Annotated in this window: 12 protein-coding genes; 5 read left to right on the top strand and 7 right to left on the bottom strand. The window is 58.0% G+C overall.

The annotated features are described in order from the left end of the window. Positions 1-65 precede the first annotated feature (65 nt). The 3 genes from P6U28_RS02650 to P6U28_RS02660 all read right to left on the bottom strand — a co-directional run bounded on the left by P6U28_RS02650 (position 66) and on the right by P6U28_RS02660 (position 5,603). A complete protein-coding gene (locus P6U28_RS02650; RefSeq protein WP_407121688.1) occupies positions 66-2,117 on the bottom strand; it encodes a glycosyltransferase in 2,052 nt (683 codons plus the stop codon). After that, positions 2,114-3,520, bottom strand: coding sequence for a hypothetical protein (locus P6U28_RS02655; RefSeq protein WP_407121689.1), 1,407 nt, complete (start codon positions 3,518-3,520; stop codon positions 2,114-2,116). Before P6U28_RS02655 ends, P6U28_RS02650 begins: the two co-directional genes overlap by 4 nt. Before the next feature lie 118 nt (positions 3,521-3,638). Beyond that, entirely contained in the window at positions 3,639-5,603 is a 1,965-nt protein-coding gene (locus P6U28_RS02660) for a hydrolase (protein ID WP_407121690.1), read from the bottom strand. A 371-nt stretch (positions 5,604-5,974) separates the two neighbouring features. Between P6U28_RS02660 and P6U28_RS02665 the strand changes: the two genes are divergently transcribed. The 3 genes from P6U28_RS02665 (at position 5,975) to P6U28_RS02675 (ending at position 8,786) form a co-directional block, all read left to right on the top strand. After that, on the top strand, positions 5,975-6,724 hold the full coding sequence (locus P6U28_RS02665; RefSeq protein WP_407121691.1) for an FkbM family methyltransferase: 750 nt from the start codon (positions 5,975-5,977) through the stop codon (positions 6,722-6,724). 108 nt (positions 6,725-6,832) lie between these two features. Then, positions 6,833-8,035 carry a glycosyltransferase family 4 protein gene (locus tag P6U28_RS02670; protein WP_283811092.1) on the top strand — a complete coding sequence of 401 codons (1,203 nt, stop codon included), beginning with the start codon at positions 6,833-6,835 and terminating at the stop codon, positions 8,033-8,035. Between the two features lie 58 nt (positions 8,036-8,093). Then, positions 8,094-8,786 (top strand): bifunctional 2-polyprenyl-6-hydroxyphenol methylase/3-demethylubiquinol 3-O-methyltransferase UbiG, encoded by a 693-nt coding sequence (locus P6U28_RS02675; RefSeq protein WP_122404990.1) that lies wholly within the window; start codon positions 8,094-8,096, stop codon positions 8,784-8,786. A gap of 57 nt (positions 8,787-8,843) precedes the next feature. On the opposite strand, the gene P6U28_RS02680 is transcribed toward P6U28_RS02675, so the two are convergent. Next, positions 8,844-9,155, bottom strand: a complete 312-nt coding sequence (locus P6U28_RS02680; RefSeq protein ID WP_129145633.1) for a hypothetical protein — start codon at positions 9,153-9,155, stop codon at positions 8,844-8,846. 506 nt (positions 9,156-9,661) lie between these two features. Here P6U28_RS02680 and P6U28_RS02685 point away from each other — a divergent pair. Together P6U28_RS02685 and P6U28_RS02690 are read left to right on the top strand one after the other, a co-directional pair. Further along, positions 9,662-10,732, top strand: coding sequence for a glycosyltransferase family 4 protein (locus P6U28_RS02685; RefSeq protein ID WP_122406839.1), 1,071 nt, complete (start codon positions 9,662-9,664; stop codon positions 10,730-10,732). Next, positions 10,719-11,789, top strand: coding sequence for a glycosyltransferase family 2 protein (locus P6U28_RS02690; RefSeq protein ID WP_209295831.1), 1,071 nt, complete (start codon positions 10,719-10,721; stop codon positions 11,787-11,789). Before P6U28_RS02685 ends, P6U28_RS02690 begins: the two co-directional genes overlap by 14 nt. A gap of 109 nt (positions 11,790-11,898) precedes the next feature. Here P6U28_RS02690 and P6U28_RS02695 read toward each other — a convergent pair whose 3' ends face one another. From P6U28_RS02695 to P6U28_RS02705, 3 genes are all read right to left on the bottom strand, one after another. Continuing rightward, positions 11,899-13,971 (bottom strand): carbohydrate-binding domain-containing protein, encoded by a 2,073-nt coding sequence (locus P6U28_RS02695; RefSeq protein WP_407121692.1) that lies wholly within the window; start codon positions 13,969-13,971, stop codon positions 11,899-11,901. 552 nt (positions 13,972-14,523) lie between these two features. Continuing rightward, positions 14,524-15,087 carry a transglutaminase-like cysteine peptidase gene (locus P6U28_RS02700; RefSeq protein WP_407121693.1) on the bottom strand — a complete coding sequence of 188 codons (564 nt, stop codon included), beginning with the start codon at positions 15,085-15,087 and terminating at the stop codon, positions 14,524-14,526. A 396-nt stretch (positions 15,088-15,483) separates the two neighbouring features. Then, a complete protein-coding gene (locus tag P6U28_RS02705) occupies positions 15,484-15,696 on the bottom strand; it encodes a hypothetical protein (protein ID WP_407121694.1) in 213 nt (70 codons plus the stop codon). Positions 15,697-15,886 lie beyond the last annotated feature (190 nt).

Consider the following 15,886-nt stretch of genomic DNA (forward strand, 5'->3'; position numbering starts at 1 on the left):
GCCTGCACGTTGAGACGAGGCGCTGCCTGGTCGTCGATGCGGAAAGAGTGCCGGCTCGCGCGGCTTCATGAGGCAGTGGCGTCATCGCGAGTGCCTGTGCTTGGAGTTACTGGTCGCGGGCGCGAGCTCTTGTCGCTCGGTATGAGGGTCGCTGCGCGCTCGGGCTCAAGACGGCCTCTCAGAACGTCGGCGAAACCGAGCGCGTTTCCGCGAAGGCGGCCCCGCCGATCGATGAAAGGTTCAGGTCTGGCGGCGCGCGCCAGGTTGATGGCGACGTTCCGAAAGATCTGCATTGTTGCCTGCCGAGGCGTCATCGTGCCTTTGCGCAGCAGGTAGATTGGATTGACGACTTGGGAATAGCCCAGTCGGTCTCCGGCAACACGGCCCGCCTTCTGTCCCATATGCACGCCGCGGGCGCGGGGAGATTTGATCAGCCGGCCGCCTCGCTTTGCAAGCGCCGCGCCAAAATCCCGGTCTTCCTGCCATCCATAGAGCACGAGCCGCTCATCAAAGGTTATGTTGCCGATCGCAGACATGCGGAAAGCCATGTTGCAGCCGTACGGGCTGAATGGTTCGATGCGCGGTGCTTCGGGCGACAGCGTGCCTTCCGTCAAGATGCGCAGCGCTTCATCAAAACTCAATCCCGGTCCAAGGATGCCATCAGCATAGAGATACCCAGTGAAGCCGACGACCTCTGGTTCGTCTCGAAACGTTTGCGCGGCCGCGGCCAACCAATCGGGATCCGCCAGAAAATCATCGTCGAAGAACACGATCACGTCGGTCTCATTCCTGAGCGCGGCCAACGCGGTATTCCGCTGAGCCGGCAAGCCGCCGGGGCCGGTGACAAGCCGAACGCCGGGCAGCTTGGCGGCATCGCCGGCATTCTCACGGTTGACGCAAGAAACGATGACGGCGTCCGGCTTGAGGGTCTGGGTCTGCAGCAAGTGAGTCAGGGTAGCCGTCACAGTTTGAGGTCTTCCTCGTGTCGCGATTGCCACCGCCACTCTAGGCATGGGTCCGACGGTGGTCTCACGCCTTCTCAGAGCCGATGCAGGCTCTTGCATCAGCTCGACATAGCCAGCCGCGGTGCGCGCCCAAGAAAACATCCTGATACGCTCACGGCCACGTCCGATCAGTTCATCGCGCTGATCGCCGGATATCGAGAGTTGCCGAATGCACTGAACCCATCGCCGTGGATCGTCGGGGGGAGCGAGCAAAGCGGCATCGCCGCACACTTCGCTCATGCTGGCGCGATCCGAGGCAACGACAGGACAACCACGAGCCATCGCTTCGACGATCGGAAGCCCGAAACCTTCTGTCCACGATGGAAAGATCAAGCACAAGGCGCGATCCATGAGATAGGCGAGATCGTCATCGGTGACGCGGCCGAGCAGGGTCAGGCCGCGTGCGTTCGTTAGACGTTCAGGCGAAAATATGTCCGCGCCGCCACCGGCGACGATCACGTCGATGTTCATTGCTGCGAGCTCCGGAGCGATGGTGCCAACCAGCTGCAGGTTCTTGTGCGGAGCGCGCGATCCGAGCGCCAGCACGAACCGGCCCTCGGCCGCAAGCTGGCAATCCTTGCGCGCGAGGCTGGGGTCCCAGGCCAAGGCGTGCTCATGTCCATTCGGAAGCACGGCAATGTCCGCGGCGCGTAGCGGCAGGTGCCGGGCAAGTTGTCGGGCCGAATAGGCTGAAACGGTGGTGATCCTTGCAGCGCGCTTGGCCAACAGCGGTTGCAGGGCGCGATAGGTCGCGCGAAATGCTCGTCGATAGCTCTCCGGTGCATCGAACACGTTGGCGTCGTGAATGCACACGACCTGATCCGGTTTGACGGCCGGCGCCGTGTTGCCGAGATTGAGCAACCGTCCGGGCCACCGCCCGGGAAGAACCAATTGCTCCCAGAGGTGTCCGTCGAGAGGCCCCGCCGTAATGAGTGGCATGGCCTGAAGCCGAGGATCGGGGGCGGCCTTGGGGGCAATGATCGGAACGATTGCGCCGGACCCGATGAGTGCTTGATTCATTGCCGCCGTGACGCCCTGGGCGTAGCGCTGCACGCCACTTGTGGGCTGAGTCAGATAGCGGCCATTGACGGCAAAACTGCTGGATGCATTCATGCTTTGGCTCCCGATGGTTCGGACGGCGTGAGCAGCACTCCTTCGAGGTGATCCCGCGGTGAGGCGCAAGCCAGCGCGGCGAGGGCATAAAACAGCAGACCTTGCTCCACGGTCGGAGCCGCCAATGTGTCACCGATGATGAGAGCCAAACATGCATTGCGCGCGGCTAGGCGAGCGTCGGTCTCAAAAGCACGCGGACCATTCAATGGTGCGAACAGGGCTGTTGCGGCGAAAAGCAGATAGAAGGCAGTTCCCGGAATACCAACGTTGGCAAGGAGTGCGATCGGAAAACTCGATGTGCGGATGGTTCCGAGCCCAACGCCAAAACCAAAGGAGTCAAAGAAGTTCTGTAGGGCAGCCGCATTCCAAGAGCTGCGCTCGACGGCCGAGGTCGTAGAGGATTTGTTGAGTATCAACGTATCGACATAGGCACGCACCGTTTCGCTAGCTCGCTCATCGAGGAGCACGGCCAAGATCAGGATGCTCAAGAGGATCGGGGTGCATAGCACAGCGGCGGAACTGAGCGGACGGTTCGGCTGAAAGCCCGATCGCCGCAGAAGTCCGGCGTAAAGGATCAAGCCGACCAGTGGAGCCCCAGCAAATCCAGTCGAGGAGGTTGACAGAATGACGAGCGCCAGCGATGCCAGCGCCATCGGGCCGGTGAGCATCGGGAACCTGCCGCTCAGAAACAGTGTGCCGGTGAACGCGAACGCGCCGAGAGTGGCGCGCGCGAAGGCGGAAGCTTCGGGAAATGAACCGACGATCCGCTTTACACCGTTGACCTGATCATCGGAGTGCATTGTGTACTGGGCGTTCCGCATGAAATCGAGAAGACTTTGGGTGCCCGTCGCATACGTTCCGACGTCCAGCATGGCGAGCAGGACGTTTCCGGCGCAATAGCCGAGTACCGCGGCGACAACGGCGCGAAAGCCGACATAAGTCGTTGCGATCGCGGCCGTGATCCCGAAGCAGGCGAGATCGGCTGCCATGTAGACAGACTGAGTAAAATTGCTGGACACTGGCCCAAGCGGGACGGTCGAGCCGGTGTCGGCGTATTCCGACGCGCCAAGAGGAACGATCTGCGTTGCGCCAGCCAGTAAACGTGGCATCAGGACAGCAGAGCCAACGCCAAAGATCACCATGCATAACAGCCAAAATCCAGGCTGGCCGAAGCTCATGGCTCGCATCGCAGCGGCAGCCTCGTGCCGCCGAGCGAGCACTGCCGCCACGGCGAAGCTTAAGAACAGGTGTGCCGGTTGGATGTTTGCACCGCCGACGAGAATGGCGGCGGCCGCGCCAAACAGGGCAGTGCCCATCAGTACGCCGAAGGTGGCGCGATAACCGAGCGGCAGGCAAAGCAACCCGAGGAGGATGGTCAAAATCCCGATCGGTTCTACCGACATGGCGCACCGGTGCGGGTTGGCTCGAGTGCGCCGCCTCGCGTCCTAACCGGAGTCGCGGAGCCAGCGGGGCGAACGGGAGACGGCGCCTGAAGTGCTGCTGGATTCGGCATCGGCTGTTTCAATGCTGGCGAGCCATCATGCCCCTGACAGAATGTATGGAATCGAGCATTGGCAACAGAGCGTGCTTAAGAATGGGAAATTGCCGAGCTATTGCGCCCTCACGCCAGAGTTCAAAGCGCAGCGATGCCAGCCTGTTCAACACCGGCTGGGGTTGCTCGGCGCGCAAGGCCTGCAGCACATCGGACCTGCCAAAGTCGACGGATCGGCCCGGCACTTCGAGACATCGCAATTCGCCGGCGGTAGGCCGCGTAATGGCCTGCTTGAGCCGAACCCAGGCGGGATCGGCATCGCGCAGTGCCGCCGCCCCGCCATCGATCGGAAGGTCATCTACGTAACTGAGCGCGCCGGACAGCAGTTCGTTTCCGCGGCTGGCGTCGCTGATCCCAAACCGGATATCGCCGCAATTGGCCGCGACATCCTCTCCCTCGTCGACAAAAGAAGTGACCGAGGGGACCCTGGGCTCGAACAAGCTCTCAATCAAATGCCAGTACCGCAGGACAGAGGAGCGGACGTCGAGCGGACTATAGCGATTGCGCTCAACCACGAGGCCGAACACCTGCTTGAAATGTTCTTCGCTGTGTCCCTTATAGTTTGATCGGGCAAACTGAATGGTTTCAATTTGTAGCGCCGGAAAGGCACTGGCCAATAGCCGCTGTGTGCTTCCATAGAGACCGGTATCGCACAACAGAATTCGGCGCGCATCGCTCCGGAGCTTGGCAAAGTGCCGCTCGAATAGCGCGTTCTGCCGGCAGACGTCAGACAAAACTGCCTTCGCGCGATCATCGAATAACATGGCGTAGAATACGTCTGCACGAAATGGCTGCTTCCACTCCTCTGGCAGCTCGTAGCGCCCTCCACCAAAGGCACAAGCCACATCAAGAAACGAGCGGCCTCGAAACTCACGGGCAATCTCTTCGAGCGCAGAAGCGCTGCGAACCATCACCGCAGCCCGCGCCGCAACGAGGCGAGAGACCATGAAGTTCTGCCGAGGCATGCCGAGCGGCAGCGAAAGTCGAGCGGCGACTCGTTCGAAAACTTCCCTTATTCCAACACCGCCCCGGGCGCAAAACAGCAAGGTCGCCTTGTCGCATGCGTCCACTTCGGCGGCGTATAGCCAAATCAGCAAACAAAACTGAGTGACGATGGGTCCAAGGACAAGACGTCCAAACGCGTACGCATTTTCGGGTGTCTCCGCTGCCGAGCACTTGCCGCGCTTTGGTCGCGACAATGCAGCCCGAGCGGCAACCAAACCGCCATTCGCCTTGCGCAAATAGCTGAACCAGACGGGCCGGGGTGTATGAATGACAGTTAGTCCAAATGCCGAGGCTTGACGAACGTCGGCGTGCGGATCATCGCCGACGTGCAGAATTCGGCCTAAGGGCACCCCTTCTGCTTCGGCGACCCGGGCAAACAGCGCACCGTCACGCTTGGTGCATCCCTGATCGGCGCTGCTGTAGATCTGGTCAACAACATCGCGCCCATGAAAATGGCAGATCAGTTCATCGAGATCTGCAGACGACAGCATGGTGTCGCTGACGGCGACAATGCGGTAGCCCGCCGCTCGGCGTGCGCGGAGAAGCCCGGCCAAGTTCCGGTTTGCAGCGAGAGAGGTCTTCTCGACCTCGAGCTCAATTGCCAATCGCGCAGCGCTCAAGGAAGCCGGAAGACCCAGCAAGCGAAGTTGCCGATCAATCACGTCGGCCAGTCGGACCTCACCGGATCCGCGCACGGCGAGCGATCGGAAGGCAACTCGCTCGGCTTCCTGTCTGGTTCTCGACAGCAGAGCAGGTTCGATTTGCCAGCCGCGCTCCCGAAGAAAGCTGCTGAATAAATGCTCACCGTGCACAATCCGTGAGCGAGCGGAGCGTACGGTTCGCAGCAGAAGCGTATCAAAGACGTCGACGGATATCAGATCGAATCCATCGGCGGCTCTGACGCGCTCGGCTAGCCTATGTGACTTCATAAATTACAGACTCCAAACGCACCGAAATGACGCAATACGCATAACGGTCGCAAATTGATTTATGCTAGGCGAGCTCCGCAATTAGATGTTGCTCAGATCAATAAATTGTTTGTAGCATTTTGCGTGCCAACTCTGAGAGGCGTTCATATTTAAGAATTATATTGATTGGCGAATTGTCAGCCGAATTCTCACGATCTCAGCTGACAATTCCAGCGAGGGGTATCTAGAGAATAATGATGCGATCGCTTACTAAGCATGGGATTTCCGCGCTTGCTTCTGTTGCCTCCAAGGCAGCACAAAGCGCGTCGTTGCGCAGGATGATATTCAATGGCATCCGGTTGCGGCGCCCTGAAGTGGAATGTTTTGGTCGAATGGACGAGATCCGCTTCCTGGCCTACTGCTTTCTAAATCGCGACCGATCGCGATCGCAAATATTTCAAGACCTGTGGGTCAGTTACGAACTCGGAGAGAAGCAGGGCGGGTTCTTTGTCGAGTTTGGCGCAACCAACGGCGTTACGAATAGCAATACCTGGTTGTTGGAAAAGGAATACGGCTGGCAAGGAATTTTAGCTGAGCCGAATCCATTCTGGCACGACGCGCTCGCGCAGAACCGGGCTTCGCGCAAGGATCGTCGGTGCATCAGCTCGAGCTCAGGCAGGAAGGTGCGCTTCTTGGTAACGAACGAAGTGGATCCGGAGCTCAGCGGGGTGGCCGAATTCGCCTCGGGTGATCACTTTGCAGCCGTGCGTTCTGCCGGACGAGAGATCGAGGTCGAGACGGTTTCGCTTAACCAACTGCTGGCGGACTGCAATGCTCCTCGCAGGATTGACTACATGTCGATCGACACCGAGGGGAGCGAGTACGACATCCTAAAGAGCTTCGATTTCTCCCGGTACAGCATCGATTTACTCAGCGTGGAGCAGAACCGGAAAACGGAAGCGGCGATTCAGACGCTTCTGACGGCGCGCGGATACAAGCGCGTCTTTGAGGAGTTCTCGCAGTGGGACGGCTGGTATGTGCATTCGGAGCGCATGATCTCTCGTCGTGGCACGAATCTTGACAGGTGCGTTGGCGCAAGCCCCGTCCAGAACGTGGCGTTGGTCGAGAAAGCGAATGGCTGACCAGACACGGGATGAGCTTTGAATGAAAGAGTTTTCAGCACGAGCAAGAATGCCACACGCATGTCATCGTTAGAGCCCGCGGCTGAAGCAAAGTGCATCAATGTCGCAATGTTGCTCAGCTGCAGTTCCTTCGAAGGATTTTTTGGGTGGGTACAGGGTCAGACGCGCGCCAGTTATCTCGAGCGCTATCGAAACGACTGGGCGTGGTACTATGCTCGCGGTTTGAGCCGAAACGGGATTAGGCCGTTGCTCTACATCCCCTCACTGCGGGAGTCGGGAAAGTTCGCCACAGATGTTGGGATCGACGTTCGATTTCTGCCACTCGAGAGTTGGTACCAGCTGATCGAACAGGTGTGGGTCAAGCGCCTGTCGCGCCGTTCGCGCTGGTCGTTATATGCTGAGGAACGGTTGAACACGATTGCCTTTATGCAGCCGCTTCGGAAGGCGCTGGCTGCGGACAAAATTGATCTGCTGTACGTGCAGGAATATTGGAGCGGCAGGTTCGATCACCTCGCAGGTCGAATTGATCTGCCAATCGTCGGTGCAGATCATGGTGGCCTATCGGATCGTGTCGTGAAGCTGTTCAAACGCGATAGCTTTCGCAAGGCGGCGTTGCTCTATGGTCAAACCGAGCAGGAGTGTCGCATCGTCAGTCGATATGGCGGTCGATCCCGTCTCCAGCCGAACGGCTGCGACGTATCGGAGTTCTTTCCGGATGCGGCCGCGAGCCGTTCCAAGACGATCCTGACGATCACGCGTTTGACCAACAGGCAGAAACGCACGACCGACCTAATTCGCGCACTCGCCAAACTTCCAGAGGAGTGGACGCTGGATATTGTCGGCACGGGGCCCGACAAGGACCTGATGCAGGGGCTCGTGGCAAAACTCGGCTTGTCGCACCGGGTGCGATTTCATGGATTTGTCGATCGATCCAAGGTGCGCGCGTTGCTGTGCCGGTGCGGCGTATACGTGATGCCCTCGGCGAACGAGGCGGTGGCACTTGCTGTACTGGAGGCAATGGCTTGCGGTGCGGCGGTGGTTCTGAGCCGCATACGGGCGTTTGAGCAATTGGTCACGCACGGAGTTAATGGCGTGCTGTTTCCCGTCGGTAACGTAAGAGATCTATCCGCCGCCATTCTGGATGCCTGGCGCAATCGTCAATCACTTGGCCGAGCAGCAAGCGAAACCGTCCACGAAAGCTACAATGCGGAGAAGCTGTACGCGGAGCTTGCAGATAGTCTGCGAAGATCCGCTCATCACACTGTCGCCACCGCGGCGGAATCAAGCTTGAACTTGGAGGCTTTGTCTTAGCGGTATAGGGCGGGAAATCATAGGCGACGGGTCGCCATCTTTCGAGAAGGTTTGCGCAATGAAGGAATTATACGAGGGTGACGCTTACGGAAAGAACAATCCGACATGGCACGAGGAGGATGCGCCGTGGAAGGCCAGTCACGTCGCGCAGATGATCCGGCGAAACAACATCCCAACCGAGCGCATATGCGAGATTGGCTGCGGGACGGGCGAGATCTTGCTGAACCTGGAAAGGACGTTTCCGGACGCGCGCTTATCGGGGTACGAAATCTCGCCCGATGCGTTCAGGCGCGCAGCGGCAAAAAGTACTCAACGTACAAAATTTCACTTGAGCAATCTTCTGGGCGAACACGATTTAGAATTCGACGTTATTCTCGCAATCGACGTGATCGAGCACGTTGAGGACTATATTTCATTCATAAAGCAGTTGCGTCGGTTTGGAACATTCAAGATCTTTCACATCCCGTTGGATCTCTCCGCGCAATCCATTTTGCGGGCTTGGCCGATTGCCGACCTCAGACGCAATGTCGGACATATTCACTACTTCTTCAAACAGTCGGCGTTGGCCACGCTCGAGGATTGCGGCTACACGATTGTCGATCATTGTTACACCGCCAGTCGGTTGGAATTGCCCAATCAGGCCTTCACAAGTCGTCTCATGCGGCTGCCCCGCCGCCTGATGTTTGCGTTCAATGCGGATCTCGCGGTGCGTTTGCTAGGCGGCTACTCGCTGCTGGTCGTCGCAAAATGAGGACCGATCCCGCAAGTCTGCTGGGTTGCGGCCATAGGCTGAGCCCTGTGATCGGCCTCAGTTGGAAGCGATCGATCCTGAATTGGACCTTCGCTTATCCGCTGCAGCCAGCTCATCTGGCGCAATCAGCTTGCGCGGATAGGCGCGAAACAGCGCGCGGATAGTGACCCCAACAAAGTAACCGCCTTGCAAGATGGCTTGGGTGGCGAGGACGGCAAGCACGGTCTCAAGCCCGCCGAGGCGCTGATTGAGTGCCAGGAAGATCGTGACAAGCAGTACTAGCAAGACAAAGGGGAGCAATGCCCGAAATCGGAAGCGCAGCCCCAACACCGCTCCGAAAATTGCCAGTCCAATCGCCGCGTATTCCATTCCAGTGTCCTGCGATGCGCGAAGTCCCTTCGGAAGAGCTGAGCTGAACCAACGTCCTTGCGACCGGTTTCGTGCCCCTCACGCCGCTTGGGGCCGGAGTTCGACACCTTGCCTCGCCGCCCCACTGACGAACCCGTCAAGTTACGGAATCACCTGTGCGAGAACGTAAACTGGCAGTGTGGCAAGATCTTGTGGCGGCACTCACGGGGCGCCAAGCCAGTTTGGTGCATCCGAACAATAACTTAGGCCTGCTTGTCAGACCAAGCCCTGTGAAAGCCGCCGACGAGTCAGAATAGCAAGCGGAGCAACCAGATCAAGTTGGCGCATTCCCCGTCAACGGCTTTTTTCGGCACAGGGATTTGTGTTCCGACCGATGTCACCTTGGCAGGGTATTTGCAGCGTAAGCACCGTTGGTTTTCCAGCTTGAGGTCAATCATCCCGGTGAACGCGCTGGACCAAGGACTGGGGTGTCTTTCATCTTCCCTGGCTATTTGCCGCAGGTGTGCATGCGTATTGTACAATTGCTCAATCATACACGCCGGCTGAATGGTCATGTGCATGCCGCCGTGGACCTCGCCTGTGCACAGGTGAAACTCGGCCATCAAGTCGCAATGGTGAGCGGCGGCGGCGATTTTGATGCCCTGCTCGCGGAAAACAATGTCGAAACCATCCGCATCGGTTTGGAGCGTCGACCTAAGGAGCTGCTGCAGGCCACGCTGTCGCTCTATCGGCTGATGCGCGATTGGCGGGCAGAGGTGGTTCATGCCCATATGATGACCAGCGCCGTCCTTGCCTGGCCAATTTGCAAGTTGCTCGGAATCCCGCTCATCACGACCGTTCACAATGAATTCGAGCGAAGCGCAGTCCTCATGGGCCTCGGAGCGAGAGTGATCGCGGTTAGTGCAGCCGTCGGTAAGTCGATGCGAAGGCGAGGCATCCCACAGTCGAGGATCCGCGTGGTTCTGAATGGAACAATCGGTGCAGCGCGGTTCGAGCAAAAGGATCGCTCGCCAGCCTCGCTTCAATCACCGGCGATCGTGTTCGTTGGCGGACTGCATCCGCGAAAAGGGCTATCGGACCTCTTTTCCGCGTTCGATATGGTTTACGCTGCGCTCGGAGCAGGACGCTTATATATTGTCGGCGACGGTCCGCACCGCGAGCAATATGCCGTTCAGGTCAGCTCGATGGCATGCGCGTCGGCGGTGACCTTCTTGGGTGCTCAGGATAATCCTTTTCCGTTCCTGTCAGGAGCCGACATATTCGTGTTGCCGTCGCATGCTGATCCCGCTCCGCTGGTGCTGTCGGAAGCGCGGGAAGCTGGCTGCGCCATCGTCGCGACCGATGTCGACGGAATTCCTGAACTGCTTGAACAGGGGAAAGCAGGCCTTCTCGTTCCCGTGGGCAACCCGCAAAGACTTGCCGAAGTATTGCGCTGTTTGCTCCAGGACCAACAAGCCGTGCTGGAATGGAAAAAGAAAAGTCAGTTCAATCTAGAGTTTCTTACAATCGAGCGAGTCGCTCGGCAAACGCTCGCGATTTACCAAGAGGCGTCCGGTCCCATTCATGCTCACGCCTGAAGCAAGCGATGTCAGTGACCCAGCTGAAGCGACGGCGTGCTCGAGAATAGAGGCCATCGATGCTGCTAGGCTCGCCGTCATCATCACCTGCTTCAATTACGAGGCTTACATTGAGCGAGCGATCAGAAGCGTCTTAGACCAGAACTGCGATGCCTGCGAACTCCTGGTGGTGGACGATGGCTCAACTGACGGCTCGTGGGAGACGATCACCCGCTGCGCGGTGACTGCATTCAAGATCGAAAACCGCGGGCAGCTAGGGGCCTGCCTGTTTGGGCTAGAGAAGACCCAAGCAAGATTCATCTTGTTCCTCGACGCCGATGATGAGCTCAAGCCAGGTTCACTGGCCAGAATCCTGGCCGAATTGGACGAGCGCGTTGCAAAACTGCAATTTGGTCTGACGCTCATCAATGCCGAAAGCAGGCCTATCGGATCGTTTTCGTCGCTCGAATCGTTTCGGGAGCGCGACCGATTGGTCAATGAGGTGCTCAGACGCGGCGTCTACAAGACGCCACCGACGTCTGGAAACGTATTTCGTCGGGATGTCTGCGAACTGCTGCGCGAGGTGGACTATGACAAGGCCGTTGATGGAGTGATTTTGTTTGTTGCTCCTTTCTTTGGTGACGTCGTCAGTCTTTCCGAAGAGCTGGGAAACTACCGCGTCCACGGCCTAAACGATTCGCAGCTCGGTCAGCTTCCAAGCGCTTCGTTGCTACAGCGCGATATCAAGAGGTTTGTGGCGCGTACCGAGCACTTGCGCGCGATTCTCGCTCGAGTGGCTCCGGGCCGAAGATTGGTTGAGCCGCAAGGCGCCTTTTACTATCGCGAGCGAAGCTTCTGCCTCCAAATCGTATCGGGAAGCAGCTCACGCGCTTCGATGTTGCCGAAACTGATAGCGAGTGTTGGCTCCGAGCCTTTCCCAATCGTTCAAAAAATGGCACTGGTTGCTTTCTTTGTGCTTGCGGCCATGCTGCCTCGCGAACCAGCCAGAGCATTGATGGCCTACAGGTCTCGAAACCGGAGACGATCGGGACGTCTCCGCGTTGTTTTGCGGCGCTAGACAAGGCGCTGTCATGGGCCCGGTGGCGGCCGTTCTCGATGCCATTATTCAGGTCCTGGGACCCGTCGCCCCCCACGGGCCGAGCTATCGGTTCAACCCATCTACCCAACTAGATCACTAGATCATGGAAGCTGAAGAGTTGGCCGAGCACATTTCCGATCGCGCCCTGCGGAAGGTTCGTTCCGTTGAAGCTGACGGAGTCTACGTAAAGATTGCGGTCGGTGTCGGGGGTGCCGTCCCAGCGGTCGTTGAGAAAGTGGACCAGGACAGTGTGATCGCCGGGTCCCCAATCCCCGTGCACCGCAATGGTCTCGGATTGACTTGCCGCATGCGATGCATGGGCCGTCAATGTCCCACCGACTTGGTTGCCATCGACCGAGATGGTGTAGAGCGCGTCTCCAAGATAGGCATCTTCGCTGATCTTGAACACGAGTTGATCCGGACCGGCGCCGATCGACGTTGATGAGCCGCTTTGTGTTTGTGAAGGCGTACTGGTCGAATTTGTCTGCGGTGGGGGCGTTATCACCGGCGTGGTCGTTTCGGCCGATGCACCATCGTGGAAGCTGAAGGTCTGTCCGAGTACGTTTCCGATGGCGCCTTGCGGAAGGTTCGCGCCGTTGAAGCTGACGGAGTCCACGTAAAGATTACGGTCGGTATCCGGGGCGCCATCCCAGCGGTCGTTAAGGAAGTGAACCAGGACGGTGTGATCGCCCGGTGCCCAATTGCCATGCACCGCGATCGTGTCGGATTGACCGCCCGCATGCGATGCATGGGCCGTCAATGTCCCGCCGACCTGGTTGCCATCGACCGAGATGGTGTAGAGCGCGTCTCCTAGATAGGCATCTTCGCTGATCTTGAAGATGAGTTGATCTGGACCGGCACCGATCGATGGTGATGAGCCGTCTTGTGTTTGTGAAGGCGTACCGGTTGGATTTGTCGGCGGTGGGGGCGTTATCACCGGCGTGGTCGTTTCGGCCGATGCACCATCGTGGAAGCTGAAGGTCTGTCCGAGTACGTTTCCGATGGCGCCTTGCGGAAGGTTCGTTCCGTTGAAGCCAACGGCGTCCACGTAAAGGTTGCGGTCGCTAGCCGGCGTGCCGTCCCAGCGGTCGTTAAGAAAGTGAACCAGGACGGTGTGATCGCCGGGTCCCCAATTCCCGTGCACCGCGATCGTGTCGGATTGACCGCCCGCATGCGATGCATGGGCCGTCAATGTGCCGCCGATCTGGTTGCCATCGACCGAGATGGTGTAGAGCGCGTCTCCAAGGTAGGCATCTTCGCTGATCTTGAAGACGAGTTGATCGGAACCGGCGCCGATCGATGTTGATGTCGGTGTTGCTTGGGGTGTGCTCGACGCAGTTACAGCGCCGTAGGTCCCGGCGTCATTACCCGCGGGAGATGAGACCGGCTCTAGAGAAACAGCTGTCGCCGATGGGTCGGCCGAATAAACGCGGATGTAATCGATCTTACTGGTGATAGGTATCCCCGCGAGGCTTGCGGGCTCTTGCGTAGCCAGATTCGCCAGAAGGTACATTGGCTGATGCATGTCGCTTGGCGTTGCGCGAGTCCCAACCAGCTGGCCATCGATATAGAAACTGATCTGCTCATTCTGCCAATTCACGCCATAGGTATGATAGCCAGCAGGATTTGGCAGTTCGCTATAGACCTGGAGCTGCGTCTGCCAGTTTTCATTCAACGCTCGGTCCGTTGTGTGAATGGTGCTGTATGCCCCTTTACTCCAGACGCCATAGTGCTCAACCACATCGAGTTCTTGCCACCGTCCGAGCCCATTCGGGTCGGGAAGAGTTTTCACGGGCAGCAGCCAAAATGCATCCCAAGCGCCTGGTAATGACGAGAACTCCGTCCGTATCTCGAAGTAACCGTACTGTTGTGAGAAAGTCCTCTGGGTTGTTATCAGTCCGGACTCCCAGCTCCCGGGAACTCCGAATGGAGTACGATCCGGAACAGCGGTAATCGCAAGCACTCCTTGGGAAACGGAGAAAGGATCGTATCCCGAGCTGGGGTCGACGAACGAGCTGGTGCCGAAGCCGACGTCGGACGCCGCATCGCCCAGCCATTCGGCCCTGGTGTCCGCCCACTTCGTGCCGGCGCCAGTAAGTGAAATGCTCCTGGAATTGAATTCATCGTCGAACGTCAGCTTGTAACCGCTAAGATCGATCATCGAAAATCTCCGCGAGTAAAGCCTTGAGCGGAACGAACGAATTATTTTGCGCGAGAAATGCTTCGAAGTTGCTGTAGCGAAAAGTGTGAGAGACTCGCTCGCGATGCGTTGATCGTTCGACGGCTCGGAGTATCAAACTTGCGTCAGTAGACAGTTCACACGTATCGGGCCGTCAGTGTCGGCATGTGAGGGCCCGACATACCGCCACGCCCTTCGAGACCAAGATTTAAAGGACCGGATCACCGCGATCTCTCTCGACTATACGCCCGTCAAGCCTGGAAGTGCATGGTGACGGAAGTGCATCCCTGCACCAATTTTAGGCGATTGCCCGGCGCGGACGCTGACCTCGCGGTCCTGCGTCAATCCTTTTGAATCACAATAGACGCAGAGCAGTGGGCTTGGGCCGAGCCAGTCAGTTGCGGTCCGCTGATACGCCTCAGAAGCCAGCCCGCCATGACTTCGGACCAAGGCACGCATGGCCAGGTCAGGTCGACTCTCCGCCAAGCAGAAGGCAGAACGCCCGCTCCGCTCAAGTCAGGCGATTCCATGGACTTACGATACGGTAAGCCTGCGCGTCCAGAGTTGCGGGTCGTGATTCGATTGTATGCGCAGAAAAGCGTATTGGTCGGAAGCTTCGTTGACGTTGAGAATGGCCGTACTCAGATTGTCGAGAACCAAGATAGCTCTGCCTTCTCGTACAAGCAGAACCAGGTGGTGCTCTCCGGTTGTCCGAATGCCAACCTCCGCAAGAAGAAGAGACGAACTCGGCCAACCTGCTCGCAGCAGCAGATGGCGCTTTGTGACAGCGTAGTCCGCGCAGTTTCCCTCGCTGGGAAAGATCTGCCAGTCATAGTCATTGCGGCTTGCCGCCAACGCCTTCGGCATGATGCTGAAATTGACCATGGAATTGATCTGGTTGAGCTCTCGCCATCGCTGACTGCGAGAACGGAAATCTGTAATACGCAGATCGCCATGTTGCTGGCAGTCTTCGGGATATCGGACGCAGAACAGAGCGAACGAAAGGGGAGCGGCGACTTGCTGTTCAAAACCGCAATAGGCCGGTTGGCCGCAAATCCAATAGATTATGGCAAGTGTGCTTGCAGCATATCTGATCATCGCTTGGTGCCTGACACCATCGCTCTATATTGCAGGCGCAAAAATGGGAACGCTATATCAATTATGGGGCAATTGATGCCTAGCCTTGAAGCGTCGCTGCCGCAGCCGTTTGCCGATCCAAGAACGCGGCGCTGTTGCGCGACGTGATCGCGAAGACGCAATCACGGCCTTAGAGAAAGGGGACAGACTTAACGTGTAAGAATTGGCTTCTCTGTCCAGAAAATTGCTTGGCGCACCGAGGGCCCCGACGCCATTTCGAGCAGCCGCCGGCCGTGCGCGATCGTTCCAATTCGTGGTGCCATCGCAGTAGCTGTTGGTTCCGCACAACGTACCCAGCTCATAAGCCGAGCGACAACATAGCTGCGATCAGCCAGAGACCCATGACGGCTAGCCTTGCTAGTTGCGCCGCATCAGCTTTCTAATGATAAGCGCAGCTTCGGCCTGAGTGAACCCTGGAAAGTAATTGTTCTGAAGCTCGATCGATGCAAGCAGAAGAGCGTCGTTCTCCGCCTCAACGATCAGCCTCGCCAGCAAGTCTTCAGATTCTGCCAACTTGCGCCCGTTATCACAGCCTTCAAGAAGATTGGCGACCCTCGCGCGTGGTGTCATACAAATTCCTCGCGAAAATTCACTCCGAAATCCCGGATCTCTCGAGGGTAAAATGACGTTTGATGCAATTGTTCAAGATAGTTATGGAAACGATAGCTGTATAACTCCGGTTTGCCGTCAAGCTTGACAAGTGCATTCCGCTCCCGATCGGAGAACCCCTTCTTGCTTGCGTAGGCCCTCACAGCGGTAG

The sequence above is a fragment of the Bradyrhizobium sp. STM 3561 genome, assembly GCF_045571455.1.
Taxonomy (GTDB): domain Bacteria; phylum Pseudomonadota; class Alphaproteobacteria; order Rhizobiales; family Xanthobacteraceae; genus Bradyrhizobium; species Bradyrhizobium vignae.

What these genes read in the sequence shown, in the direction of transcription:
- P6U28_RS02650 (WP_407121688.1), bottom strand. Translation starts at nt 2,117, where the DNA reads ATGAATGCATCCAGCAGTTTTGCCGTCAATGGCCGCTATCTGACTCAG.
- P6U28_RS02655 (WP_407121689.1), bottom strand. Translation starts at nt 3,520, where the DNA reads ATGTCGGTAGAACCGATCGGGATTTTGACCATCCTCCTCGGGTTGCTT.
- P6U28_RS02660 (WP_407121690.1), bottom strand. Translation starts at nt 5,603, where the DNA reads ATGAAGTCACATAGGCTAGCCGAGCGCGTCAGAGCCGCCGATGGATTC.
- P6U28_RS02665 (WP_407121691.1), top strand. Translation starts at nt 5,975, where the DNA reads ATGGACGAGATCCGCTTCCTGGCCTACTGCTTTCTAAATCGCGACCGA.
- P6U28_RS02670 (WP_283811092.1), top strand. Translation starts at nt 6,833, where the DNA reads ATGTTGCTCAGCTGCAGTTCCTTCGAAGGATTTTTTGGGTGGGTACAG.
- P6U28_RS02675 (WP_122404990.1), top strand. Translation starts at nt 8,094, where the DNA reads ATGAAGGAATTATACGAGGGTGACGCTTACGGAAAGAACAATCCGACA.
- P6U28_RS02680 (WP_129145633.1), bottom strand. Translation starts at nt 9,155, where the DNA reads ATGGAATACGCGGCGATTGGACTGGCAATTTTCGGAGCGGTGTTGGGG.
- P6U28_RS02685 (WP_122406839.1), top strand. Translation starts at nt 9,662, where the DNA reads ATGCGTATTGTACAATTGCTCAATCATACACGCCGGCTGAATGGTCAT.
- P6U28_RS02690 (WP_209295831.1), top strand. Translation starts at nt 10,719, where the DNA reads ATGCTCACGCCTGAAGCAAGCGATGTCAGTGACCCAGCTGAAGCGACG.
- P6U28_RS02695 (WP_407121692.1), bottom strand. Translation starts at nt 13,971, where the DNA reads ATGATCGATCTTAGCGGTTACAAGCTGACGTTCGACGATGAATTCAAT.
- P6U28_RS02700 (WP_407121693.1), bottom strand. Translation starts at nt 15,087, where the DNA reads ATGATCAGATATGCTGCAAGCACACTTGCCATAATCTATTGGATTTGC.
- P6U28_RS02705 (WP_407121694.1), bottom strand. Translation starts at nt 15,696, where the DNA reads ATGACACCACGCGCGAGGGTCGCCAATCTTCTTGAAGGCTGTGATAAC.